19 protein-coding genes and 2 tRNA genes are annotated in these 25031 nt (G+C 45.4%); 15 read left to right on the top strand and 6 right to left on the bottom strand.

What is annotated here, in order from left to right; genetic code table 11:
* Positions 1 to 151 precede the first annotated feature (151 nt).
* The 5 genes from rpsO to ZX61_RS01345 all read left to right on the top strand — a co-directional run bounded on the left by rpsO (position 152) and on the right by ZX61_RS01345 (position 5850).
* Positions 152 to 421: a 30S ribosomal protein S15 gene (gene rpsO / locus ZX61_RS01365; RefSeq protein ID WP_004728948.1), complete on the top strand. Its 270-nt coding sequence runs from the start codon at positions 152 to 154 to the stop codon at positions 419 to 421.
* Positions 422 to 754: 333 nt separating this feature from the next.
* Positions 755 to 2887: a polyribonucleotide nucleotidyltransferase gene (pnp, locus tag ZX61_RS01360; protein ID WP_049842931.1), complete on the top strand. Its 2133-nt coding sequence runs from the start codon at positions 755 to 757 to the stop codon at positions 2885 to 2887.
* Between the two features lie 134 nt (positions 2888 to 3021).
* On the top strand, positions 3022 to 3951 hold the full coding sequence (gene nlpI, locus ZX61_RS01355) for a lipoprotein NlpI (protein WP_049842930.1): 930 nt from the start codon (positions 3022 to 3024) through the stop codon (positions 3949 to 3951).
* A 105-nt stretch (positions 3952 to 4056) separates the two neighbouring features.
* Positions 4057 to 4467: a MarR family winged helix-turn-helix transcriptional regulator gene (locus tag ZX61_RS01350; RefSeq protein ID WP_049842941.1), complete on the top strand. Its 411-nt coding sequence runs from the start codon at positions 4057 to 4059 to the stop codon at positions 4465 to 4467.
* Positions 4468 to 4512: 45 nt separating this feature from the next.
* Positions 4513 to 5850 (top strand): MATE family efflux transporter, encoded by a 1338-nt coding sequence (locus ZX61_RS01345; protein ID WP_049842929.1) that lies wholly within the window; start codon positions 4513 to 4515, stop codon positions 5848 to 5850.
* Positions 5851 to 5906: 56 nt separating this feature from the next.
* Here ZX61_RS01345 and ZX61_RS01340 read toward each other — a convergent pair whose 3' ends face one another.
* The 3 genes from ZX61_RS01340 to ZX61_RS01330 all read right to left on the bottom strand — a co-directional run bounded on the left by ZX61_RS01340 (position 5907) and on the right by ZX61_RS01330 (position 9990).
* Entirely contained in the window at positions 5907 to 6785 is an 879-nt protein-coding gene (locus tag ZX61_RS01340) for a U32 family peptidase (protein WP_049842928.1), read from the bottom strand.
* A 34-nt stretch (positions 6786 to 6819) separates the two neighbouring features.
* Complete coding sequence (gene ubiU, locus ZX61_RS01335) at positions 6820 to 7833, bottom strand: ubiquinone anaerobic biosynthesis protein UbiU (RefSeq protein WP_049842927.1); 1014 nt, start codon at positions 7831 to 7833, stop codon at positions 6820 to 6822.
* A gap of 117 nt (positions 7834 to 7950) precedes the next feature.
* Entirely contained in the window at positions 7951 to 9990 is a 2040-nt protein-coding gene (locus ZX61_RS01330) for an EAL domain-containing protein (protein WP_049842926.1), read from the bottom strand.
* 195 nt (positions 9991 to 10185) lie between these two features.
* Between ZX61_RS01330 and ubiT the strand changes: the two genes are divergently transcribed.
* From ubiT to truB, 10 genes are all read left to right on the top strand, one after another.
* Positions 10186 to 10713: a ubiquinone anaerobic biosynthesis accessory factor UbiT gene (gene ubiT / locus ZX61_RS01325; RefSeq protein ID WP_049842925.1), complete on the top strand. Its 528-nt coding sequence runs from the start codon at positions 10186 to 10188 to the stop codon at positions 10711 to 10713.
* On the top strand, positions 10697 to 11200 hold the full coding sequence (locus tag ZX61_RS01320; protein WP_049842924.1) for a GNAT family N-acetyltransferase: 504 nt from the start codon (positions 10697 to 10699) through the stop codon (positions 11198 to 11200). Before ubiT ends, ZX61_RS01320 begins: the two co-directional genes overlap by 17 nt.
* 223 nt (positions 11201 to 11423) lie before the next feature.
* The gene (gene secG, locus ZX61_RS01315) at positions 11424 to 11756 is read left to right on the top strand and encodes a preprotein translocase subunit SecG (protein ID WP_049842940.1); all 333 of its coding nucleotides are present in this window, start codon (positions 11424 to 11426) and stop codon (positions 11754 to 11756) included.
* Positions 11757 to 11787: 31 nt separating this feature from the next.
* Positions 11788 to 11871 (top strand) — tRNA-Leu (locus tag ZX61_RS01310).
* 56 nt (positions 11872 to 11927) lie between these two features.
* Positions 11928 to 12004 (top strand) — tRNA-Met (locus ZX61_RS01305).
* Between the two features lie 208 nt (positions 12005 to 12212).
* Positions 12213 to 12668, top strand: coding sequence for a ribosome maturation factor RimP (gene rimP / locus ZX61_RS01300; RefSeq protein ID WP_049842923.1), 456 nt, complete (start codon positions 12213 to 12215; stop codon positions 12666 to 12668).
* Between the two features lie 24 nt (positions 12669 to 12692).
* Entirely contained in the window at positions 12693 to 14180 is a 1488-nt protein-coding gene (nusA, locus tag ZX61_RS01295) for a transcription termination factor NusA (protein WP_049842922.1), read from the top strand.
* Positions 14181 to 14200: 20 nt separating this feature from the next.
* Positions 14201 to 16888 carry a translation initiation factor IF-2 gene (gene infB, locus ZX61_RS01290; protein ID WP_049842921.1) on the top strand — a complete coding sequence of 896 codons (2688 nt, stop codon included), beginning with the start codon at positions 14201 to 14203 and terminating at the stop codon, positions 16886 to 16888.
* Between the two features lie 114 nt (positions 16889 to 17002).
* Positions 17003 to 17410, top strand: coding sequence for a 30S ribosome-binding factor RbfA (gene rbfA, locus ZX61_RS01285; RefSeq protein ID WP_049842920.1), 408 nt, complete (start codon positions 17003 to 17005; stop codon positions 17408 to 17410).
* Complete coding sequence (gene truB, locus ZX61_RS01280; protein WP_049842919.1) at positions 17410 to 18360, top strand: tRNA pseudouridine(55) synthase TruB; 951 nt, start codon at positions 17410 to 17412, stop codon at positions 18358 to 18360. Before rbfA ends, truB begins: the two co-directional genes overlap by 1 nt.
* Positions 18361 to 18428: 68 nt before the next feature.
* Here the strand turns inward: truB and ZX61_RS01275 are convergent, their stop codons facing one another.
* The 3 genes from ZX61_RS01275 to gltB all read right to left on the bottom strand — a co-directional run bounded on the left by ZX61_RS01275 (position 18429) and on the right by gltB (position 24857).
* Positions 18429 to 18857 (bottom strand): DUF1499 domain-containing protein, encoded by a 429-nt coding sequence (locus ZX61_RS01275; protein WP_049842918.1) that lies wholly within the window; start codon positions 18855 to 18857, stop codon positions 18429 to 18431.
* Positions 18858 to 18959: 102 nt separating this feature from the next.
* The gene (locus ZX61_RS01270) at positions 18960 to 20372 is read right to left on the bottom strand and encodes an FAD-dependent oxidoreductase (protein ID WP_049842917.1); all 1413 of its coding nucleotides are present in this window, start codon (positions 20370 to 20372) and stop codon (positions 18960 to 18962) included.
* 21 nt (positions 20373 to 20393) lie between these two features.
* A complete protein-coding gene (gltB, locus tag ZX61_RS01265) occupies positions 20394 to 24857 on the bottom strand; it encodes a glutamate synthase large subunit (protein ID WP_049842916.1) in 4464 nt (1487 codons plus the stop codon).
* Positions 24858 to 25031 lie beyond the last annotated feature (174 nt).

Below are 25031 nucleotides of genomic sequence, written 5' to 3'. Positions count from 1 at the left end.
TGGCCCGCCTCCCGCCTCGCGCATCGCGCGCGAAGCGCGCAATTACCTATTGCTTAAGCTCTGTACATCCCCTATAATCCGCGCTTCGCGTAGCGGCTGAATCAGAGATTGGCTGCTACAAATTTAAACTTACTCTTATCAGGAGAGAATTATGTCTCTGAATGCAGAAACTAAAGCAGCAATCGTTGCAGAATACGCACGCGCTGAAGGCGATACTGGTTCACCAGAAGTTCAAGTAGCTCTACTAACTGCTTCTATCAACCACCTTCAAGGTCACTTTAAAGCACACAAAGGCGATCACCACAGCCGTCGTGGTCTTCTACGTATGGTTTCTAGCCGTCGTAAGCTTCTTGACTACCTGAAAGGCAAAGACCTTTCTCGTTACCAAGACCTAATCAAGCGTCTAGGCCTACGTCGCTAATCAGCGGCTGCATAGAACAGTTTGTCGAAAAAGGGGCTTTTAGCCCCTTTTTTGTTGCCCGTTACTTATTTTGGTTGCTATAGCTTAGCCAAACCGAATTAATCTCGCTATACTACGCCCCGCATACTTCCAATACTGATATCGGTATTGAAAGTGTCAGCAATAAGCTCACTGCATTACAGTCAACCACGTCGACCAAAGGGTCGCGACTATTCAAAATGAATTCAGCTTTTCTCAGTTCATTTTTACTAGTCGCGATTTGTAATGCCTTGAGTATCAACTAATACACTCTGAGTAAGTCATGACTGATGAGCTTAGAAACAAGGAATAACAATGTTCGAAAAACCAGTTGTTAAAACGTTCCAGTACGGTAACCACACAGTTACTCTTGAGACTGGCGTTATCGCACGTCAAGCTACGGCTGCCGTTATGGTTACAATGGACGATACAGCAGTATTCGTTTCAGTTGTCGGTAAGAAAGAAGCAGTAGAAGGTCAAGACTTCTTCCCACTAACAGTTAACTACCAAGAGCGTACTTACGCTGCAGGTAAAATCCCTGGTGGCTTCTTCAAGCGAGAAGGTCGTCCATCTGAAGGCGAAACTCTAACGGCTCGTCTAATCGACCGTCCGATTCGTCCTCTATTCCCAGACGCATTCAAAAACGAAGTTCAGGTTATCGCGACAGTAATGTCAGTAAACCCAGACGTTCAGCCAGACATGGTAACAATGATCGGTACTTCTGCTGCTCTTGCTATCTCTGGTATTCCGTTTAACGGTCCTATTGGTGCAGCTCGTGTTGGTCATATCGATGGTCAACTAGTTCTGAACCCGAGCAACACTGAGCTAGAAACGTCTAAGCTCGATCTAGTTGTTGCCGGTACTGAAGGCGCTGTTCTTATGGTTGAGTCTGAAGCAGACAACCTAACAGAAGAAGAGATGCTTTCTGCAGTTGTATTCGGTCACGATCAACAGCAAGTTGTTATCTCTGCAATCAATGAATTCGCAGCTGAAGTAGCGACTCCAGCTTGGGATTGGGTTGCTCCTGAAGAGAATACAGCACTAAACACTAAGATTGCTGAACTTGCAGAAGCTAAGCTTGTAGAAGCTTACCAAATCACTGAGAAGATGGCTCGTTACGACCGTATTCACGCGATTGCTGCTGAAGTAAATGAAGTGCTACTTGCTGAAGATCCAGAAGCGAACACCAAAGAAATCCACACTATCTTCCACGATCTAGAGAAGACAGTTGTACGCCGTAGCATCATCGCAGGCAACCCACGTATTGATGGTCGCGAAAAAGACATGGTTCGTGCACTAGATGTACGTACTGGTGTTCTTCCACGTACTCACGGTAGTTCACTATTTACTCGTGGTGAAACTCAGGCAGTAGTAACAGCTACACTAGGTACGCAACGCGATGCGCAAATCATCGACGAGCTAACAGGTGAGCGTAAAGATCACTTCCTACTGCACTACAACTTCCCTCCATACTGTGTAGGCGAAACTGGTTTTGTAGGTTCTCCTAAGCGTCGTGAAATCGGCCACGGTAAGCTAGCTAAGCGTGGTATTGCTGCTGTAATGCCATCTGTAGATGAGTTCCCATACACAGTACGTGTAGTATCAGAAATCACTGAATCTAACGGTTCTTCTTCAATGGCTTCTGTATGTGGTACCTCTCTAGCACTTATGGATGCGGGTGTTCCAATTAAAGCTTCTGTTGCGGGCATCGCAATGGGTCTAGTTAAAGAAGGCGACGACTTCGTTGTTCTTTCTGACATCCTTGGTGACGAAGACCACCTAGGTGACATGGACTTTAAAGTAGCAGGTACTAACGACGGTATCACTGCACTTCAGATGGATATCAAGATCGAAGGTATCACTAAAGAAATCATGCAAATTGCACTTAACCAAGCGCAAGGTGCACGTAAGCACATCCTATCTGTAATGGATGAAGCGATTTCTGGTGCTCGTGAAGATATCTCTGAGTTTGCTCCGCGTATTCACACAATGAAGATCAGCGCAGAGAAGATCAAAGACGTTATCGGTAAAGGCGGTGCTGTTATCCGTGCTCTAACTGAAGAGACTGGTACAACTATCGAAATCGAAGACGACGGTACAATCAAGATTGCTGCAACTGAAGGTACAGCTGCGAAAGAAGCAATCCGTCGTATCGAAGAGATCACTGCTGAAGTTGAAGTAGGCCGTATCTATACAGGTAAAGTAGCTCGTCTGGCTGACTTTGGTGCGTTCGTTACAATCTTGCCTGGTAAAGATGGTCTGGTACACATCTCACAAATTGCTGACAAGCGTGTTGAGAAGGTGTCTGATTACCTAGCTGAAGGTCAAGAAGTTCAAGTGAAAGTACTTGAGATTGACCGTCAAGGCCGTGTTCGTCTAAGCATGAAAGAAGCGGTTGAAAAGACTGAAGAAGCGGCTACTGAAGAGAAGCCTGCAACAGACGCATAATGCAAAGCAATTAAACTGGCTGGTTCAGTGAATTAGCCAATGTTGCTAAAAGCATGTTATAAAGGGAGCACTACGCTCCCTTTTTTAATGCGGATGACGCTAAGTAGAAGACTTAGCTACAGGAGTATTTATTTGTGAAATGGTTTCAAACCGCAACGCTTAGCCTTGCTCTATTAGTAACTGCAGGCTGTGTGTCAACATCGAACCAACAAGCTGAATGGGTGCTACCTCCAATGGTCGAGGCACTTCAACCTAGCTTGCAACAAGAGGTTCAGATCGCACGTTTAAGTCAACTACTTGGCCGAACCGATTTACCCAACGAAACACGCGCTAAAATACTCTATGAAAGAGGGAATTACTACGACAGCGTTGGGTTGAGAAACCTTGCTAGATTAGACTATGAACAGTCGCTTGCAATTTACCCAGCTCAAGCAGATCTGTTCAACTTACTTGGGGTTTACTTTACCGAGAAGAGAAATTTTGATGCCGCCTATGATGCGTTTGATTCTGCTTTAGAACTTGCACCGAATAACAGCTATGCAGCTCGCAACAGAGCCATTGCGCTCTACTATGGTGGTCGTTTTGATCTCGCTTTAGAAGAGATGCAACAGCAGTATGATCAAGACTCAAGCGACCCATTCAGTGCTTTGTGGCTCTATATCATCAAGTCTAAAGTCTCACCTGAAATGGCGAAGCAAGAGCTAGAGCAGAGCTATCAAAACCGCAATGATAAATGGGGTTGGATCATGGTCGCGCTGACTTTAGGTGAGCTGTCTGAAAAACAAGCCTTTAAAGCAATTGTTGAGAGCACACGTGATAAAGTCGTTCTTGCTCAGCACTTAACAGAAGCCTATTTCTACTTAGGCAAGCGCTACCAAGAAGGTGACTCTGAACGAGATATTGCCAAAGCAATCTCTTTTTATCGACTCGCAATCTCATTTAATGTATTTGAGTATGTTGAGCATCGTTACGCGATATTAGAGCTGACAAATATCTATGAAGACCTTCAAGCGCAAGTGATTGCGAGAGCGAAAGCTCAACAAGCCGCTAATCGGCTTGATTAGCAAATCTAACTCAGATTGGAAAAGCGCTGGTATCAGCGCTTTTTTATTGCTTGTTAAAAAAAATGACGTACTATAGTTAGCTTGGCTAACTAAATGGTTTTGGCGATGAGTTTGGAAACTAGTTTGATAGAGCTTGAGCGCTTTTGCTCTAAGGCTTGGCGTGTCTATGCGAAAGAAGATCCCTTATCGCTGTTGAGCTTTAATGAGTTTGATTACTTAAGAGTAGTCCAAGCCTTTCCTGAAGGAGTTCGTATCACGGACTTAGCCGATGAAATGAAAGTGACCAAGCCTTCTGCTTCAAATATGGTCGTGCGGCTCGAGAAAAAAGGACTCGTTAAACGAATCTTGTGCAATGAAGATGCTCGTGCCAAGAAAGTAGTACTAACAGAAAGTGCGATTAAAGCAATGTTGTTAGAAAACGTCGTCTATAAAGAAGTTGCAGAAACGATGAACGCAAAGTTGTCCGAACAAGAAGCGACACAGCTAGTTAGCCTGTTAAACAAAACACTGTCGTAATACATTTAACTATTTAGTTAGCCTTGCTAACTAGAGCAGAGAAACATGCAAACATCTATTTATAAACAGTTTTGGAAATACACTATCCCAACTGTGGCAGCAATGCTGGTCAACGGTTTATATCAAGTGGTAGATGGAATTTTTATCGGTCGATATGTAGGTGCTGATGGGTTGGCTGGGATCAATATTGCGTGGCCTGTGATTGGCTCAATTCTCGGCATTGGTATGCTGGTGGGCGTTGGTACGGGAGCGTTAGTTTCCATTCGTCAAGGCGAGCAAGATACGCAAGGTGCAAAGCAGATATTAGCGACTGGCTTAGTCTTGCTATTGGCTTTAACTCCAATCGTATCAGGGGTCTTATTCTTCTTCGCTGAAGATTTTCTTTATTGGCAGGGGGCAGAAGGGCGCGTATTTGATCTCGGTATTCAGTACCTTCATATCTTGATCGGCGCGTGTGCGTTCACGCTAGGTTCGATTGCCATGCCATTTTTGCTTCGTAATGACGATAGCCCAAACCTTGCCACAATCTTGATGGTGATCGGCGCGCTGATTAACATCGTGCTTGATTACCTGTTTATTGCTTGGTTTGAGTGGGAGCTAACGGGCGCTGCATTGGCTACTGCGATTGCACAACTGGTGGTGACAGGATTAGGTTTATTTTACTTCTTCTCAGCAAAAGCCAAGCTACGTCTGCGTTGGAGAGAGTTGAGACTGAAGTTCGCTGTGATCCCACAGATTTTTGCCATCGGTACGTCAAGCTTCTTTATGTACGCATATGGTTCAATGATGGTTGCACTGCACAATGCTCTGTTCTCACAGTACGGTGATCAGTTGATGATTGGTGCTTATGCGATTCTGGGGTATATCGTCACGGTTTATTACTTAACAGCGGAAGGGATTGCGAATGGTATGCAGCCACTCGTGAGCTATAACCATGGTGCTCGTAATCAAGAGAACACTCGTAAACTGTTGAAAGTGGCGATGTATAGTGCAGTGTCTGTTGGTGTGGTATTCGTCATACTGCTCAACCTGTTCCCGACGCAATTTGTGTCTGTGTTCAACAAAAACAATACTCAGTTAGTGGAGTATACGGTATTGGGGATTCGCCTACACATGTTTGCTTTGGCGCTGGACGGTTTTTTAGTGGTGGCGGGAGCTTACTACCAAGCGATCAATAAAGGCAGTAAAGCGATGTTTGTTACTGTAGGTAATATGCTGATTCAGCTACCTTTCTTGTACATCATGCCGAAGCTATTTGGTGTGCCAGGAATATGGATTGCCTACCCTCTATCGAATATTGCCTTGAGTGCGGTCGTTATTTTTATGCTTCTTAAAGATATTCGTCGCTACCAAACGCTGCAATCAGAGCAGGCTATCGCATAAAAAAAGGGGCTCAGTGAGCCCCTTTTTGTTGGTGTGTTTTTTAGCTGGAAATTAGATTAGATATTTTTCACTTCTAGGCCCGCAAGTTGATGCCAGTAGCCATTACATTGGCGGCTTTCGATCGTTGACGGGCTATTACCATGCTCATTGGCACGGAACTTATCCACTTGTGAAAAAGTATCGATACCAAGCGGGCTAAGACGAACCACATCAACTAAACCGTTCATGCTTGGTAAGTCATTGATGAGGTTATAACAGTAGCCGGACTGAGTCTGGATACCGTTGAGGTTAAATACTTCTTGTCCTTCCTGACTGCTGACTTGAATGCCAGTCGGATACTTAATACAGCAAGTCTCGCAGTCATCCTTAGCTCTATTTTCTGCACGGGCAGTGAAGCAGCGTGCAGAGTATGCTAGGGGTAGATAACCATGGCTGAATACCTCGACTTCAAACTTGCCTTTAATACCAATCTCATCACATTGGTTCAGTACTTTTCCCAACCACTCTCGTGAAAGCTCTACCGGCATACACCAACGAGTCATACCCTGTTTTAAGAACAGGTTCAAGGTGTGCGCATTGTAGGTATTGACTGCTGGGCCCACAACGAAAGGAACTTTGTGCTCAGAGGCAAGTTGAATCGCAGAAACATCATTGGCTTCGATGGCAAAGTCACCATTGTCGATATACTTTTTCATCACGTTAACTTCGCTTGGTGCTTCGAGCAATGCCATCGTGGAAAGTACCACTTGCTTGCCGACATTGCTTAGTTCTTTGGCAATCTCGAACCAGTGAGCGGGTTTCATCTCGCGTCGTTTAGAACAAACGCTTTCCCCAAGATAGATGATATCCGCCGAGCTGGTTTTCGCTTGATCATAAAACGCTTCGACATCTTGTTTGGGCCAGAAGTAAAGCAGTGGACCAAGTGCGTATTTCATGTTGTTTTCCATTGTTATCTCTACAAGTAAAGCTCTACTGCCATTTACGGTGGTAAGCACCAAGCGTGGTTTGTTTACCTTCTGATACGTTTGACAGTGCGGAATCCCAGCTCGGCTCAACTTGATAGTTGTCTGGGTTGGCTAAGTATCGGTCGATCGCTGCGCGCCATGTTCGAGTTACTTGCTCGACGTAAGCAGGGCTACGCTGGCGGCCTTCTATTTTTACTGACGCGACATTGGCAGCGAAAAGCTCGGGAAGCATAGATAGTGTGTTTAAACTGGTAGGTTCTTCGAGTGCGTGATATGCCTTGGTCTGTTGCTGTAAATCGGCAGTAAAGCGCCCTTTACATAATGTAGGGTAACCCGCATTTTCACCATCGCTATAACGATCAATCAGGATGTCGTTGAGGCGTGATTCTAGACCCTGGTTGGTTTCTTGCCAGCGAACATATTTGGCAGGTGAGCAAGCACCAACTGTATTTGGCGATTCACCTGTCATATAGGAAGAAAGGTAACAGCGACCTTCAGACATAATGCATAGGCTACCAAAAGCAAACACTTCTAGTTCTACATCACTAGTGATATTGCGCGATAGCTGTTTAACCTGATGAATAGAAAGTACACGCGGCAATACCACTCGCTTGACATTAAAGTTCTGTTTGTAGAAATCAATGGCCGCGATGTTAGTAGCAGAGGCTTGTACGGATAGGTGAAGTTCGAGGTGTGGGTATTTCTGTGCTGCGTATTCTAACACTGCGATATCAGCCACAATTAATGCATCAACCCCGCTATCTGCTGCTCGGTCTACGGCTTCAGTCCAACGTTCAAAACCATTTGGATGGGCAAAGGTGTTTAGCGCAACGTGGATTTTTTTGTTGTTAGCGTGGACATATTGAACGGCTTTTTCGAGTTTCTTACCCGTAAAGTTCAAACCTGCAAAGTGGCGGGCATTAGTATCATCTTTAAAACCGATGTATACCGCGTCAGCACCACAATCAATTGCCGTTTTTAAGGCAGGCAAATTGCCTGCTGGGCATAGGAGTTCCATTGCTCGCACCATGACTGTCTATTCTGAATTTGTTGAGCATTTTATGAAGAAATATGAACGGCAAATTTGATATACAGCAGGTTTGAGTGAGTTTCTAAGTTAAATAATCACTTAGAGTTAGTTTTTGTGGCGACGGTTTTGTGCAAACAGTTCTTCCACTTCTTGCCTTGGCTGTGGACGGTAGAAATGAAAGCCTTGAATAGAGTGACAGTTGAGGTTAGACAGAAGAGTCGCTTGTTGCTGAGTTTCAACACCTTCTGCAACTACAGTTAAATCAAGCGACTTACCAAGGTTGATGATGTTTTCTATCACGGTAATTTGTTTTGGCAGTGTATCGATATCAGAGATAAAGGCGCGATCAATTTTAAGCTCGTCGATGGGAAATCGAGCCAAATAAGAGAGTGATGAGTAACCAGTACCAAAGTCATCGATCGATAGCGCAAATCCAAGCTTCTTAATGGCATTGAGCATTTGTAGCGTGTGCTCACTGTCGCTCATGACCGCACTTTCTGTCAGTTCGAAAGTGATGCTACTCGGGTCAAGTTCAGTGGTGCGTAGCAGTTTTTCCATATAGTCGATAAGCTTTGGGTTACCAAATTGTTCAGGAGACAAGTTGATTGCCACACGGCCAGGTAAAATACCTTGGAGTTTCCAACGCTTAACCGTACTAAAAACTTCGCGCATCACAACGCGCCCAAGATGTTCGATTAACCCGGCTCGTTCAGCAACAGGAATAAATGCACCTGGGCTGATATAGCCTTCTACCGGGTGTTTCCAACGGATCAGTGCTTCAGCTCCGTTAATGCTGAAATCGCGTGCGTTAACTTTCGGCTGATACCAAACCTCTAAACCGTTTTGCTGAAGCGCTTTTTGTAGCTCGATCTCGAGCCATAAACGCATCCGCGCTTCTTTGTTCATCTGATCATTGAATTTAATCAGACGGTTACGACCGCGATCTTTCGCTTCATACATGGCTGTGTCAGCATTTTGTAGTAAGATTCGTGCATCATTACCGTCACCCGGATAAGCGACACTACCGATAGAGCAGGCGAGGCGCTTACTAAAATGGTGTAAATCAAATGGCTGATTAATAAGAGAAATAATCCGTTCGGATAGCATTTCTGCCATGCGATTATTCTCTGGTTCAGGTAGGATTATCCCAAATTCGTCACCACCTAAATGGCCCAATACTGCTTGTTGAGGTAACAAGCGTTTTAAGCGTGAAGAAACTTCTTTGATCACTTTGTCGCCAATGTGATGGCCCAGCGAGTCATTGATATTCTTGAAGTTGTCAATATCGAGGTAGAGCATGATTAACGGCGTTTCGTTGTGGATCAACTGCTCTAAACGTTTGGTAAAGCCAAATCGGTTGTACAGGCCTGTTAGCGAATCGAGATGAATATCGTCTTGTTTGCTGGTAGTAAGTGCGGTGGGTGTTGATTCTGCATCTTGAATCAGAATGAGTTGTGAGTCACTGCCAAGAATCATCGCTGCATCAGCCTGTAAGTGAACTTTGCGTTCAAAGCCACAACGAGGACTGGTTAAACAGGTCAGCGGGGTTTCCCCAAGCATATTGGAGAATGATTTAGAAAAAACGGTCTTAGTTTTTTCATCAACAAACAGACGCGATAAGCTTTCGCCCAGCACATCTTGGATAGAATTGAATCCCAATAATCTTAGAGCTGCAGGGTTCGCGGAAAGAATGCAGTCATCCTCGACTAAAAAAATGCCCTCAGGTAAAAGTGACGTGAGCTTGGAAAACTTTCCTTCTGACTCTTCAAGTGAACGAATTAAGATTTGTTTTTCGGAGGTATCAAGCGCGTGGAAGATGACATGCTCTACTTTGCCTTCGGTTTCAATTGGAGACAGGTTGAAGTGTAGGCTTGTCTCTAAATCGAGATCGCCCATAGTCATCTCTGCTTCTATGGACTCACCTTTGAATGCCCGTTGATAATAAGGCTTAAGGTGCTCATAAAACTGCTGACCCATGATTTGACTATCGCACATGCCAATCAGTTCAGTTGGAGTTAGCCCTGCGATATCGCAATAGCGGCCATTAACCATGGCATAGTTATGCTGGTTATCCAAAATGGCGAAAAAAAACGGACTGTTGGCCGTGATTTTTGTAAACCAGTGCTGAATTTGTTGCGATAGCATCAAGTTTTTCCGACTCTCCAAAGAGCAAATTATCCACTAGGGAGCGAATGTGAGTGATGTGTTAACTATAACTGTCCTTGCGCAGAGTTTAAAGAGTTAAGGCTTAGCGCAGATTCTTTGATAAATGACAGGAATGCCTAGTCAAACATCCTCTATGATGAGTGATTCTAGCTAACAAAGTAACGGATATCTCGCGTGATTAACAAGATACGCACTCAACTAGTGCAAAATGCAGCATCAATTTTGCGATCTCCAGTCCACTTCTTGCCTCAGGTTGTACAAAAAAAAGCCTTGCTTGAAGGGCTTAAAACTGTGTTTAAAGAAGCACTTGAAGACGGTGACTTCGAATTCCTAGAAGGTAAGTGGTTAAGAGTTGAAGTAAAAGATCTGCAATTGAGTTGGCTAATTAGTTATGAAAACGAACAAATTGTCGTTGCAGACAAAGCAGTACAAGAAGATGTTTTGTTTAGTGGTTGTCTTAACGACTTGGTGCTCATCGCAGGACGCAAAGAAGATCCAGACACCTTATTCTTTCAACGTCGTCTAACGATTGAAGGGGACACTGAGCTGGGACTTGAGGTTAAGAACCTTATGGATAGTGTTGATCTAGAATCTTTGCCAAAGCCTCTGCAAACCTTGTTAAATCAGCTAGCCGATTTTGTGCAAAAAGGCTTACAATCGCCTGCAACACATAAAGAGGTTATAAATGCTTATTCGAACTGAAGCGCCGGCAGATATACTTGCCATTGATCGATTGCTAAAATCGACGTTTGAAACAGAGGCTGAAGCTAATTTAGTCATGAAGCTAAGAGAAAATAGTCGCCGCACCTTGTCATTAGTTGCCTGTAACGATGAAGGTGTAGTGGTTGGCTATGTATTATTTAGCCCGGTTACGCTAGAAGGCAGCGATTTGAATTGGCAAGGTTTAGCACCATTAGCGGTCGAAGAAAAGTATCGTAATCAAGGTTTAGCTGCTGAGATGGTTAAGGAAGGGTTATCTTCTTTACGCGAGTTTGGTTACCCAGCCTGTGTTGTCTTAGGTAACCCTGCTTATTATAGCCGTTTTGGTTTTATCGATAGTGAAAAACGCCAAATGCGTTGTCAATGGGATGTTCCGCAAGGTGCATTTCAAGTCCTGTCATTGGTTGAAGGCGAGTTTGACCATCGCTCTGGCCTAATCGAGTACTGTCCTGAATTTTCAGAGCTTTAATTTGAATTGGGTCAATACAAAGCGCTTAATGTGTGCTTTTGTCCTTTTTTTGACCGTTTAGCTCTCAACATGTACCTTTTTGAAAAAATCTACTTGTCAGCGTAATCGGCTTTCGCTAGTATTGCTCGGCCTTCGATAAGGAGGTCGCTAGCCTTGTTCAAAATTTCTTTCAAAGAGTTTTCGAGCGGCGCTGGCTCAACAATTTGGAACATAGGTGGAAATCATGTTTACAGTTCTACTTGTGATTTACCTGTTGGCAGCGGTTGGTGTAATCGGCCTAGTGCTGATTCAACAAGGTAAAGGCGCAGATATGGGAGCCTCATTCGGTGCAGGCGCATCAAACACAGTGTTTGGCGCAAGCGGCTCAGGTAACTTCCTAACCCGAATGACTGCAATTTTTGCAACAGTATTTTTCATCCTTAGCTTAGTGCTTGGTAATATGTCTACGCATAAAACTGAGTCACAATGGGTAGACCCATCTCAAGGTCAAGTTATCCAGCAAGCTGACGATGCGAGTGAAATTCCAGCCCCTCAAGGCGATGAAATTCCTCAATAAGCTATTTTCTAGCTGAAAAATAGAATTAGCTGCCGAGATGGTGAAATTGGTAGACACGCTAGCATGAGGTGCTAGTGCCTTAGGTGTGAGGGTTCGAGTCCCTCTCTCGGCACCATTGATTTACAAACTTGTAAAACACCTTGGAGAGCGTATAATGCTCGACAAGTCGGACGCGGGGTGGAGCAGCTTGGTAGCTCGTCGGGCTCATAACCCGAAGGTCGTCGGTTCAAATCCGGCCCCCGCAACCAAATCCTCTAAGGATTAGGACAAGTTTGCGCAATAGCAATATTGCGAGTTAAGTGGCATAGATAGCACTTAACATATCAGGGTCCAGCAACAAAAAACCCCGACTTTTCGGGGTTTTTTGTTATCTGAATTTTCTAATTGAGAATTTGGAGCTTTGCTTGGAATTTAAATTGGGCTCTGAGCCCTTTTTTTGTTTCTGGAGTGGTTTAAATGACTGGTTTAGAAAGACAACTTACTGAAATGCTTGAAGCTCCTGTAGCAGCATCAGGTTATGAGTTAGTTGGATTAGAATTTGTTCGCGCAGGTGAACACTCAACGTTACGTATCTTCATTGATCACGAGAACGGTATTAATGTTGAAGATTGTGCTGAAGTTAGCCGCCAGGTTAGCGCGGTAATGGACGTTGAAGATCCAATCACAGTGGCTTACAACCTTGAAGTGTCTTCACCAGGTTTAGAAAGACCACTATTCAAAGCAGCACATTATGAACAATTTGTTGGTCACGAGGTAAGCATCGTTTTGAAGATGGCTGTTGGCAACCGTCGCAAGTGGAAAGGTGTAATCCACTCAGTTGATGGTGAAACTATCTCAGTTACTGTTGAAGGTAACGAGGAAGAGTTTGCCCTAAGCAATATTTCAAAAGCTAACCTGATCCCTAAATTTTAATTAAAGTCTTAGAGGCTATTTAAAATGAGTAAAGAAATTTTAGCGGTAGTAGAAGCGGTATCGAACGAGAAAGCGGTACCTCGTGAGCGTATCTTTGAAGCCCTAGAAATTGCTCTGGCTACTTCTACCAAGAAGAAACACGAAATGGAAATTGATGTTCGTGTTGAAATTGACCGTAAAACGGGTGAGTTCGAAACGTTCCGTCGTTGGTTAATTGTCGAAGACGTTGAGAGCCCAACTAAAGAGATCTCTCTAGAAGCTGCTAAGTTTGAAAACGAAGAGCTTGAGCTAGGTGGCTACGTTGAAGATGACATCGAATCGGTAACGTTTGACCGTATTACGACTCAAACGGCTAAGCAAGTTATCGTACAAAAAGTACGTGAAGCTGAGCGTGCACAAATCGTTGAGCAGTTTATTGATAACGAAGGCGAGTTAGTTACTGGTGTGGTAAAGAAAGTTAACCGCGAAACAGTGGTCCTTGACCTAGGTAACAACGCTGAAGCAGTGATCCTACGTGACGACCAGCTTCCTCGTGAAAACTTCCGTCCAGGTGACCGAGTTCGTGGCCTTCTATACAAAGTGGCTCCAGAAGCACGTGGTTTTCAGCTATTCGTTACGCGCTCTAAGTCAGAAATGCTGGCTGAACTATTCCGTGTAGAAGTTCCTGAAATTGCTGAAGAGATCATCGAGCTTAAAGGCGCGGCACGTGATCCTGGTTCTCGTGCAAAAATTGCTGTTAAAACAAATGACAAACGTATTGACCCTGTTGGTGCGTGTGTTGGTATGCGTGGTGCGCGTGTTCAAGCTGTTTCTGGTGAGCTTGGTGGTGAGCGTATCGATATCGTACTTTGGGACGATAACCCAGCGCAGTTTGTTATCAATGCTATGGCGCCTGCAGATGTTGCTTCTATCATCGTTGATGAAGATACAAACGCGATGGACATCGCGGTTGAAGCAGACAACTTAGCGCAAGCAATTGGCCGTAATGGTCAAAACGTACGTCTTGCATCTCAGCTGACTGGTTGGGAACTAAACGTAATGACAGTTGAAGATCTTCACAAGAAACACGCTGAAGAATCTCAAGCTGCAATTGAAAGCTTCATGAAGCACCTAGATATTGAAGAAGATTTCGCTCAACTACTTGTTGAAGAAGGCTTCTCTACTCTAGAAGAAGTCGCTTACGTACCAGTAAATGAGCTTCTAGAAGTTGACGGCCTAGATGAAGATCTAGTCGAAGAACTACGTAATCGTGCTAAGAATGCACTAACTACTCTCGCTCTTGCGCAAGAAGAGTCTTTCGAAGGTGTTGAGCCTGCCGAAGACCTGCTTGGTCTAGAAGGGCTAGAGCGTGAGATGGCATTTAAACTGGCAGCTAAAGGTGTAGCAACACTAGAAGACCTGGCTGATCAGGGTATCGATGATATCGAAGGTATTGAAGGTCTAACCGAAGAACGTGCGGGTGAGCTAATTATGGCAGCTCGTAACATTTGTTGGTTCGGCGACGACGAATAATTTCAGCAAGGAGAAAGCGGATGACACAAATTACTGTTAAGGCACTGAGTGAAGAAATTGGTACTCCAGTGGACCGCTTAATTGAACAACTTGCTGACGCTGGCATGAATAAAGCGGGTAGTGATCAAGTTACTGATGAAGAAAAGCAGAAACTTTTGACTCACCTTAAGAAAGAGCACGGCGACACATCTGGTGACGCGGAGCCTACTCGCTTAACGCTACAGCGTAAAACTCGCAGCACACTAAGCGTTAACGCTGGTGGTGGCAAGAGTAAGGATGTTCAAGTAGAGGTGCGTAAAAAGCGCACTTATGTGAAGCGCAGCATTATCGAAGACGACGCGAAACGTGAGGCTGAGGAAGCAGCAAAGCGTGAAGCGGAAGAGCTTGCGAAGCGTGAGGCTGAAGAGCAAGCAAAACGTGAAGCTGCAGAGAAAGCAAAACGCGAGGCCGAAGAGAAAGCGAAGCGAGAAGCGGATGCAAAACGCGACACTGAAGATAAGGCTAAACGCGCCCAAGCTGATAAGGCTAAGAAAGACATGAATGCAAAAAATGCAGAAGTGAATACTCAAGCGAAAAAAGAAGCTGACGAGCTGAAGCGTCGTCAGGAAGAAGAAGCCCAACGTAAAGCGGAACAAGAAGCTGCGAAGCTTGTTGAAGAAGCTCGTAAGCTAGCTGAAGAAAACGAAGCTCGTTGGACTGAAGAAGAGAAGAAGAAGAAAGAGTTAGAGAATTCTGACTACCATGTAACGACTTCTACTTACGCTCGTGAAGCTGAAGATGCAGCTGACCGTAAAGAAGAAGGTGGCCGTCGTAAGAAGAAGAAGAAAACTTCTGGCAACGATGACCAAAACCGTGGTGGCCGTAACCAACGTGGTGGCCGTGGTCGCAACAAAGGTAAACTAGCTAAACCTACTTCAATGCAACAAGGTTTTGATAAAACTGCAACTGTAGCGAAAGCAGATGTTGCTATCGGCGAAACTATCGTTGTCTCAGAGCTTGCTAACAAGATGTCTGTTAAGGGCACAGAAGTTATCAAAGTAATGATGAAGATGGGCGCAATGGCGACTATCAACCAAGTGATCGACCAAGAAACAGCGGCGCTTGTTGCTGAAGAAATGGGTCACAAAGTTATCCTACGTAAAGAAAACGAGCTAGAAGAAGCGGTACTATCAGATCGTGATAACAGCTTGGAATCAGTGCCTCGTGCACCAGTAGTAACTATCATGGGTCACGTAGACCATGGTAAAACTTCTACACTTGACTACATCCGTAAAGCACACGTTGCTTCAGGTGAAGCAGGCGGTATCACGCAGCACATTGGTGCGTACCACGTAGAAACTGATAACGGTATGATCACTTTCCTTGATACTCCTGGACACGCGGCATTTACAGCAATGCGTGCTCGTGGTGCTCAAGCAACAGATATCGTTGTTCTAGTAGTAGCAGCAGACGATGGCGTAATGCCACAGACAATCGAAGCAATCCAGCACGCGAAAGCGGCAGGTGTTCCTCTGATTGTTGCTGTCAACAAGATTGATAAAGAAGACGCAAACCCAGATAACGTTAAGAACGAGCTAGCTCAATACGACGTTATTCCTGAGGAGTGGGGCGGTGAGAACATGTTCGTTCACATCTCTGCGAAACAGGGTACAAACATCGAAGGTCTTCTAGAGACTATCCTTCTACAATCTGAAGTTCTAGAACTGACTGCAGTTGAAGAAGGCATGGCGTCGGGTGTTGTTGTTGAATCTCGTCTAGATAAAGGTCGCGGTCCAGTAGCAACAGTACTTGTTCAATCAGGTACGCTAAACAAAGGTGATATCTTACTTTGTGGTCAAGAATACGGCCGCGTTCGTGCAATGCGCGATGAAAACGGTAAAGAAATCACTTCAGCAGGTCCTTCTATCCCTGTAGAAATCATCGGTCTATCTGGTGTGCCATCTTCAGGTGACGAAGCAACTGTAGTTCGTGATGAGCGTAAAGCGCGTGAAGTTGCAAACTACCGTCAAGGTAAATTCCGTGACGTGAAACTTGCTCGTCAGCAGAAATCTAAACTAGAGAACATGTTCTCTAACATGACTGCTGGTGAAGTTGCTGAACTTAACGTTGTTCTTAAAGCTGACGTTCAAGGTTCTGTTGAAGCAATCGCAGACTCGCTACTGAAACTTTCTACTGACGAAGTGAAAGTGAATATCGTAGGTTCTGGTGTTGGTGGTATTACTGAAACTGACGCAGTTCTTGCTGAAGCTTCAAACGCTATCATCCTTGGCTTCAACGTTCGTGCAGATGCTTCAGCGCGTCGTGCAATCGAATCAGCTAACGTTGACCTACGTTACTACTCAATCATTTACCAATTGATTGATGAAGTGAAACAAGCAATGGGCGGCATGCTAGCTCCAGAATTCAAGCAAGAGATCATTGGTCTTGCTGAAGTGCGTGACGTATTTAAGTCACCTAAACTGGGCGCAATCGCTGGTTGTATGGTTACAGAAGGTATCATCAAACGTAGCAACCCTATCCGCGTACTACGTGAGAACGTTGTTATCTATGAAGGTGAACTAGAGTCACTTCGTCGCTTTAAAGATGACGTTCAAGAAGTTAAGAACGGCTACGAGTGTGGTATCGGCGTTAAGAACTACAATGATGTTCGCGTTGGTGACCAGATCGAAGTATTCGAAATCGTAGAAGTTAAACGTACTCTTGACTAATTGACTAACATTGCTGGCTTACTCATTGATGAATAAGCAGTAATTGGTTGTTGAATACGCCATGGGGGGCTGGAATTTATCCATCCCCCCATTCTTTCTAATAAGAGAAAAGATATGTCAAAAGAATTTAGCCGCACGCAGCGTGTTTCACAGCAGCTGCAAAAAGAACTTGCGATGATCCTTCAACGTGAAGTTCGTGATTCTCGCCTAGGTATGGTGACCATTTCTGATGTAGAAGTGTCACGTGATCTAGCGTATGCAAAAGTATTCGTTACTTTCCTATGTGTTGGTGAGCAAACACCAGAATCTTGCCTAGAAGCATTACGTGAGCACGAAGTGCACATTCGCATGATGCTAGGTAAGCGTATTCGTCTACGTCTAACGCCAGAAGTTCGCTTCTACTACGACAATACTCTTGTTGAGGGTATGCGTATGTCGAACCTTGTGTCTGAGGTGGTAAGCGAAGACAAGCGCAAGCAACAAGACTCAGGTCGCGAAGAAGACCAGGCAGGTGAAGAGTAATGGCTCGTCGTCGTAAAGGTCGTCCAATTAATGGCGTTATCCTTCTGGATAAACCAACAGGCATTTCATCTAATGATGCACTGCAAAAAGTAAAGCGTGTTTACTTTGCAGAAAAAGCAGGTCATACCGGTGCTCTGGATCCCCTAGCGACAGGTATGCTGCCAATTTGCCTTGGTGAAGCAACCAAGTTTTCTCAATTTTTGCTCGATTCAGATAAGCGTTACCGAGTGATAGCTAAACTAGGTGAGCGCACTGATACATCAGATTCTGACGGTGAGGTTGTCGAAACTCGTCCAGTCGATGTGTCTCTAGACAAGCTAGAAGCATCTATCGATAAGTTCCGTGGTGAGTCTGACCAAGTACCTTCAATGTTTTCTGCGTTGAAGTATCAAGGTAGGCCTCTGTATGAGTATGCGCGTAAAGGCATTGAAGTGCCGCGTGAATCACGCAAGATTACCGTGTATGAAATTGTCCTGCATCGCTTTGAAGGTGATGAAGTGGAGATGGAAGTACACTGTTCTAAAGGCACCTATATCCGCACTATCGTCGATGATCTGGGTGAAATGCTAGGTTGTGGCGCTCATGTGACTATGCTTCGTCGTACTGGGGTTGCAAAATACCCGTATGGGAAGATGGTGACACTTGAGCAGTTAAATGAGCTACTTGAGCAAGCACATCGTGATGAAGTCGCTCCTAAAGAGTTGCTCGATCCGTTGCTATTGCCAATGGATACCGCAGTTGAAGATTTGCCAGAGGTGAATTTGAGTGCTGAGTTAACCAACCTAGTACAACACGGTATGCCGGTACAAGTATTAGGTGCACCAGAAGGGACGCCACTGCGTATGACTTCTGGTGAAGAGAAACTCTTTATTGGTGTTGCAGAAGTCAATGACGACGGTAAGGTCGCGCCTAAGCGCCTCGTTGTTTTCCGTGATGAAGCCGAGCAGTAATTAGCTTTCCCGCTAATATAAAAACCGAAGCCTAATGCTTCGGTTTTTTGTATCTGGCCGCTAGGCGTTTACTTGATAAGGCCGCTTTCTTTTAGTCGCTCGCGCAGTTCATCGGCTCGTTTCCGGTTAACACCAAAATCCGAATAGCCAACACGTGACTCAGAGCGCACCACTAGTTTATCGCCTTCAATTTTTAGCTCTAAGTCGTCAACAAAGCGCATGATCTTCGAGGTGCACTCGATACGCAAATACCCTCCTTCTTTGACCGCAGTTTTCGCCCCTGCTAGCTTGAGAGCTGCTTGTTCAATACTGTCGATATTAGCATCTGCTGTTAGGGGGAAGGGGGCGAGCTGATATTTCTCACGGTTATCTTGGGTCGAGACACAGTTGGGTTTATCTCCACATGGTGAAGCAGAACGATCCGTCATGGTTTGAACTCCTTGGCTACAAGCGGTTAAACCCAACACTGTAATGGAAAGGAGAGCTGCTTTCTTCATGTTGAATTCCTGTTTGTTATTTTGTCTTAATTATATGTACCGCAAGAAAAAAGGATCCAATCATAGGATCCTTTTGTGATGTTGATAGAGGCAAAAATTGGATCAGACTTCTAGATAATCGAGAATGCCTTCTGCTGCTTTACGCCCTTCATCAATCGCAGTAACAACAAGATCAGATCCGCGAACGGCATCTCCTCCGGCAAAGATCTTTTTGTTGCTCGTCTGGAACATAAACTCTTGATCAGATGGTGCTTTGATACGTCCCCATTGATCGAGTTCTACGCCATATGGTTCAAGCCAACTCATCTGGTGGGGTTGGAATCCAAATGCCATGATAACGGCATCGGCTTCCAATACATGTTCACTGCCTTCTACAGGTTCTGGGCGACGGCGCCCCGCTTCATCTGGTTCACCCAATGCCGTTTTGACCACTTTGACACCGCTGACTTTGCCTGAGCTGTCGACCTCAAGTCCTAGTGGCTGAAGGTTAAACATAAAGTTAACCCCTTCTTCTTTGGCATTTTTTACCTCACGACGAGAGCCCGGCATGTTGGCTTCATCGCGGCGGTAAGCACAAATGACGTTATCGGCACCTTGACGAATTGATGTACGTACACAGTCCATGGCGGTATCACCACCACCAAGGACGACCACTTTTTGCCCTGCCATATCAATAAATGGTTGGTCATCTTCTAAGCTCATTACCTTATAGGTATTTGATACTAAGAAAGGTAGAGCGTCATAGACACCAGGAGCATCCTCGTTGTCTAGACCCGCACGCATATTCTTGTAAGTGCCCACACCCAAGAACACGGCATCATATTCATCAACCAATTGCTGCATCTGAATATCTTTACCCACTTCGACATTGAGCTGGAACTCGACGCCCATCTCGCTAAAGACTCGACGGCGATTTTCCATGACCCCTTTCTCTAACTTAAAAGAAGGGATACCAAAGGTGAGTAGCCCGCCAATTTCTGGGTAGCGATCGAAAACAACGGGCTTGATGCCGTTACGAACTAAGATATCTGCTGCTGCAAGGCCAGCAGGCCCTGCACCGATAATGGCGACCTTCTTATCTGTCCACTCAACTTTGGACATGTCTGGTTTCCAGCCCATCTCAAACGCTTTATCGGTAATGTACTTTTCAATATTACCAATCGTTACGGCACCAAAGTCGTCATTTAAGGTACAAGAGCCTTCACACAGCCTATCTTGAGGACATACTCGACCACACACTTCAGGCAAGCTGTTAGTTTGGTGAGAGAGCTCAACGGCTTCTAGAATACGTCCTTCATTGGCAAGCTTTAGCCATTGAGGGATATAGTTGTGAACAGGGCATTTCCATTCACAGTAAGGGTTACCACAATCCAAACAGCGATCAGCTTGTGCAGTGGCTTGTTGCTTAGTAAAGGGTTCATAGATTTCGACGAACTCAATCTTACGAGTTTTAATCGGCTTTTTCGCAGGATCTACACGTTGTACGTCGATAAATTGGTATACGTTCTGACTCATGATTCAAACATCCTCCATGAATTATTGGACTTGAACGCGCAGTTCTGCGGCACTGCGGCTTTGATGGCCCAGCAGGGTGTTTAAGTCTGCTGCTTGAGGTTTCACCAAGTAGAACTTTGGAATCCATTCATCAAAGTTCGCTAAGATGTTTTCTGCGTGAGCAGAGCCGGTCTCTTCTAAGTGTTCTGCAATTAAGCCACGTAAATGTTCCTGATGAATATAGAGTTCAGAAAGAGCAACAGCCTCCACTGATTCTTGGTTTACACGACCTTGGAAGTCGTCGTTTTCATCCAAGACGTAGGCAAAGCCACCTGTCATCCCTGCACCAAAGTTCACACCAGTCGCACCAAGAATGGCAACAATACCACCTGTCATGTATTCACAGGCGTTATCGCCAGCACCTTCAATCACAGAGATGGTGCCAGAGTTACGCACCCCGAATCGCTCGCCTGCGGTACCTGCGGCAAATAGCTTGCCGCCTGTTGCACCATACAAACAGGTGTTGCCGATGATGGTTGCCTCATTACATCTAAAGGCGGTACCTTGGTGAGGCTTGATAACAATTTTGCCGCCAGCCATGCCTTTACCTACATAGTCATTGGCATCACCCGTCAGATAGAGTTCAACACCGCCTGCATTCCAGACTCCAAATGACTGACCCGCGGTACCATCCAGATGGAGCTTGATAGGAGTCGCTGCCATACCTTGATTACCGTAGCGTTTGGCTATTTCACCAGAAAGGCGAGCGCCAATTGATCGGTCAGTATTAATGACATTGTAGAAAAGGTCTGCCCCCAGCTTGGCTTCTACAGCCGCTAAGGTGTCTTCAACGATCTTTTGGTTGAGTTCTGCCTTGTCAAATGGAGCGTTTGGTTCGGTCCAATAAAGCGGGTGGTTTTGTGGTGACACTGGTGCTTCAAGAATACTAGATAGATCGAGCTTGCTCTGTTTGGCGGTCATACCTTCTACTGCTTCAAGTAGATCGGTACGGCCAATAAGATCAGTTAGCTTTTCAACTCCTAGCTCAGCTAATAGCTCGCGTACTTCATCTGCAAGACCGACAAAGTAGTTCATTACCATCTCAGGTAGGCCTTTGAAGTATTCTTTACGTAAGGTGTCATCTTGCGTTGCGACGCCTGTCGCACAGTTATTTAGATGACAAATACGTAGGAATTTACAGCCCATCGCAACCATTGGTGCGGTACCAAAACCGAAGCTTTCTGCACCCAAGATAGCGGCTTTTACGACATCAAGTCCGGTTTTTAGGCCGCCGTCGACTTGCAAACGAATTTTATGGCGTAGGCCATTAGCAACCAGCGCTTGCTGAGTTTCTGCTAGTCCAAGCTCCCAAGGGCTACCTGCGTATTTAACTGAGGTGAGTGGACTTGCTGCCGTACCACCATCATAACCAGAAATGGTAATCAGATCGGCATAAGCCTTGGCAACTCCTGTTGCGATAGTGCCGACGCCAGGTTCAGAAACCAACTTCACCGATACCAGAGCATTCGGATTGACCTGCTTAAGGTCGAAAATAAGCTGAGCCAAATCCTCAATCGAATAGATATCGTGATGAGGAGGAGGGGAGATAAGGGTTACCCCTTGCACTGAATAGCGTAGTTTAGCGATTTCAGCCGTGACTTTATGCCCCGGTAACTGACCGCCTTCACCAGGCTTCGCCCCTTGTGCAACCTTGATTTGCAAGACATCAGCATTAGTTAAGTAGTGAGGTGTTACACCAAAACGTCCTGAGGCAATCTGCTTGATACGAGAGTTACGTTCAGTACCAAAACGGCGTGGATCTTCACCACCTTCACCGGAGTTTGAGTAACCCCCCAGTCGGTTCATGGCGGCTGCCAGAGCTTCATGAGCCTCAGGGCTTAAAGCGCCGATAGACATCGCTGCGGAATCAAATCGTTTGAACAGTTCAGTGCTTGGCTCGATTTGTTCCAGTGGTAACGGTGAGTCTGATTTCTTCAGTTGCATTAAGTCACGCAGCATAGCCACAGGGCGATCATTGACCTGTTTGGCAAAACTCTTATAGTCCGAAGAGTCGCCGGACTTAACTGCGGTTTGTAAGGTTCCTACAACATCTGGGTTGTAGGCGTGGTATTCACCACCGTGGACATATTTGAGCAATCCACCATGTTCGATAGGTTTGCGTTTTGCCCAAGCTTTGCGAGAAAGGTTGTAAAGGTCTTGCTCAAAGTCTTCAAAGTTTGCACCTTGAATTCGGGTTGTAACACCATTAAAGCATAGCTCGACAACTTCCTGACTTAGGCCGACAGCTTCAAACAACTGAGAACAACGGTATGAAGCGACCGTTGAAATGCCCATCTTAGACATAATCTTGTACAGGCCTTTGTTGATGCCGTACTGGTAGTTTTGCATCACTTCGCGATAGCTCTTATCGATCGCACCATCATCAATCACTTTGCCTAAGGCTTCATAGGCCAGGTACGGGTAGACCGCGGTTGCGCCAAAGCCAAGTAGAACCGCAAATTGATGAGGATCGCGCACCGTTCCTGTTTCTGCAATGATGTTAGCATCACAGCGCAAATTAGCTTCAATTAGGCGGCTTTGCACTGCGCCTACTGCCATGGCGGCTGGGATAGGCAACATGCCTTTACGTAATGCTCGGTCAGAAAGAACCACGAGCACAGAGCCATCTTTTACCGCCTGCTCAGCTTGATCACAAAGATCTAAGATGGCCTTTTCGAGATCTTTCTCTTGAGGATCGTAGTTAATATCCAGTACTGAATTGCCATAGTGTAGATCGTTTAGCTCAAGCAACTGCTTCATATCTGAGTAAAGCAGAACGGGTGAATCAAAGGTGACTCGATGCGCGTGGCCATCGGTTTCACAGAAGACATTCATCTCCTGACCAATACTGGTTGCAAGCGACATGACGTGTTTTTCACGTAATGGATCGATCGGTGGGTTGGTTACTTGAGCGAATTTTTGACGGAAGTAGTCAGTGACAAGGCGCTCTTTAGAAGAGAGCACTGCCATTGGCGTATCATCACCCATTGACCCAACGGCTTCTTGACCCATATCACCAAGAACACGAAGCACTTGATCGACCTCTTCGTTGCTCATCGCAAACTGTTTTTGGTAGGTTTTGAGTTGGTGATCGTCAAAGCTACGTTCACCAACCTGATCTTCTGCTAATTGTGAGAATGGTGTGAGTTTATGAACATTGCTATCCATCCACTCTTTGTATGGGTGGCGACCCTTAAGATCATTATCAATTTCGCTTGATTGCCATAGCTTGCCTTGGCGAGTATCCACCACTAGCAGTTCACCGGGACCAACGCGGCCTTTTTCCGCCACTTCATCCGGTGCGTAATCCCAAATACCAACCTCTGATGCGAGAGTGATCAGCTTGTCTTTTGTGATCACATAACGAGCAGGGCGTAGGCCATTTCTATCTAAGTTACATGCCGCATATCGACCATCGGAAAGCACGATACCAGCCGGGCCGTCCCACGGTTCCATATGTTTCGAGTTGAAGTCGTAGAAGGCGCGTAGATCTGGGTCCATATCCGGGTGGTTTTGCCACGCAGGTGGAACAAGCATACGCATAGCGCGGAAGATATCCATGCCACCGGCTAAGAACAGATCAAGCATATTATCTAAGCTTGATGAATCTGAACCCGTTTCATTCACAAATGGTGCCGCGGTCTTTAGATCTGGCAATAGCGGCGACGAGAACTTATAAGCTCGCGCTCGCGCCCACTGCCTATTACCTTGAATCGTATTGATTTCACCATTGTGGGCGAGATACCTGAATGGCTGAGCCAGTGGCCAACGTGGTTGAGTGTTAGTCGAAAAACGCTGGTGGAATAGGCAGATAGCAGATTCCATTCGTAGATCGGCGAGGTCTAAATAGAACCTTGGTAAGTCTGCTGGCATACACAGACCTTTGTACACTATGACTTGAGTCGACAAGCTACAAATATAAAATTCGTTATCGTCTACGATCTGCTTTTCAATCCGGCGGCGAGCGATATACAGGCGTCGTTCAATGTCGCGCTCACGCCATCCCGCAGGAGCTGAGATAAAGACTTGCTGAATATTGGGCAGTGAATCGGCCGCGATTGGACCTAATACTGCCGAGTTGATCGGCACTTTTCGCCAACCAGATATGGTCAATGTCTCTTGTGCAAGCTCCTGATTAATAATGTCTTTGGCTTGCTGAGCTTTAAGAGGGTCTTGATTGAAAAAAATCATACCTACGGCATATTGCTTGCCGAGGTTGAAACTATTTTCTTCAGCGATGAGACGAAGGTATGAGTCGGGCTTTTGTAATAAAAGACCACAGCCATCCCCCGTTTTTCCGTCAGCGGCGATACCACCACGGTGGGTCATGCGGTCAAGTGCTGAAATTGCGGTGCGTACCAGTTTATGGCTTGGCTCACCTTCCATATGTGCAATCAAGCCAAATCCACAGTTGTCTTTTTCAAGACGAGGATCATATAAAGCCATTGCAATTCTCCCTTTGCTTCTCTGTCATCCCGACAGAACTACCAACATTAAAAGGGTTGGTATGTATGACTAACTATGCGTTCTAATTGTTATATATCGAATAGATATGCAGTGAATTTTCTTAAAAATTTTAACAAAATTGGACGAATTCATTTTCATCGACTTTACAACGTA

It is taken from the genome of Vibrio sp. VPAP30, from assembly GCF_001188205.1.
GTDB classification, from domain to species: domain Bacteria; phylum Pseudomonadota; class Gammaproteobacteria; order Enterobacterales; family Vibrionaceae; genus Vibrio; species Vibrio bivalvicida.
The sequence above is the reverse complement of the archived record's forward strand: the minus strand, read 5'-3'. Positions and strand labels throughout refer to the sequence as shown.

Coding starts and splice junctions, on each gene's coding strand:
- rpsO (WP_004728948.1), top strand. CDS start 152: ATGTCTCTGAATGCAGAAACTAAAGCAGCAATCGTTGCAGAATACGCA.
- pnp (WP_049842931.1), top strand. CDS start 755: ATGTTCGAAAAACCAGTTGTTAAAACGTTCCAGTACGGTAACCACACA.
- ZX61_RS01350 (WP_049842941.1), top strand. CDS start 4,057: ATGAGTTTGGAAACTAGTTTGATAGAGCTTGAGCGCTTTTGCTCTAAG.
- ZX61_RS01345 (WP_049842929.1), top strand. CDS start 4,513: ATGCAAACATCTATTTATAAACAGTTTTGGAAATACACTATCCCAACT.
- ZX61_RS01340 (WP_049842928.1), bottom strand. CDS start 6,785: ATGAAATACGCACTTGGTCCACTGCTTTACTTCTGGCCCAAACAAGAT.
- ubiU (WP_049842927.1), bottom strand. CDS start 7,833: ATGGAACTCCTATGCCCAGCAGGCAATTTGCCTGCCTTAAAAACGGCA.
- ZX61_RS01330 (WP_049842926.1), bottom strand. CDS start 9,990: ATGCTATCGCAACAAATTCAGCACTGGTTTACAAAAATCACGGCCAAC.
- ZX61_RS01320 (WP_049842924.1), top strand. CDS start 10,697: ATGCTTATTCGAACTGAAGCGCCGGCAGATATACTTGCCATTGATCGA.
- secG (WP_049842940.1), top strand. CDS start 11,424: ATGTTTACAGTTCTACTTGTGATTTACCTGTTGGCAGCGGTTGGTGTA.
- rimP (WP_049842923.1), top strand. CDS start 12,213: ATGACTGGTTTAGAAAGACAACTTACTGAAATGCTTGAAGCTCCTGTA.
- nusA (WP_049842922.1), top strand. CDS start 12,693: ATGAGTAAAGAAATTTTAGCGGTAGTAGAAGCGGTATCGAACGAGAAA.
- infB (WP_049842921.1), top strand. CDS start 14,201: ATGACACAAATTACTGTTAAGGCACTGAGTGAAGAAATTGGTACTCCA.
- rbfA (WP_049842920.1), top strand. CDS start 17,003: ATGTCAAAAGAATTTAGCCGCACGCAGCGTGTTTCACAGCAGCTGCAA.
- truB (WP_049842919.1), top strand. CDS start 17,410: ATGGCTCGTCGTCGTAAAGGTCGTCCAATTAATGGCGTTATCCTTCTG.
- ZX61_RS01275 (WP_049842918.1), bottom strand. CDS start 18,857: ATGAAGAAAGCAGCTCTCCTTTCCATTACAGTGTTGGGTTTAACCGCT.
- ZX61_RS01270 (WP_049842917.1), bottom strand. CDS start 20,372: ATGAGTCAGAACGTATACCAATTTATCGACGTACAACGTGTAGATCCT.
- gltB (WP_049842916.1), bottom strand. CDS start 24,857: ATGGCTTTATATGATCCTCGTCTTGAAAAAGACAACTGTGGATTTGGC.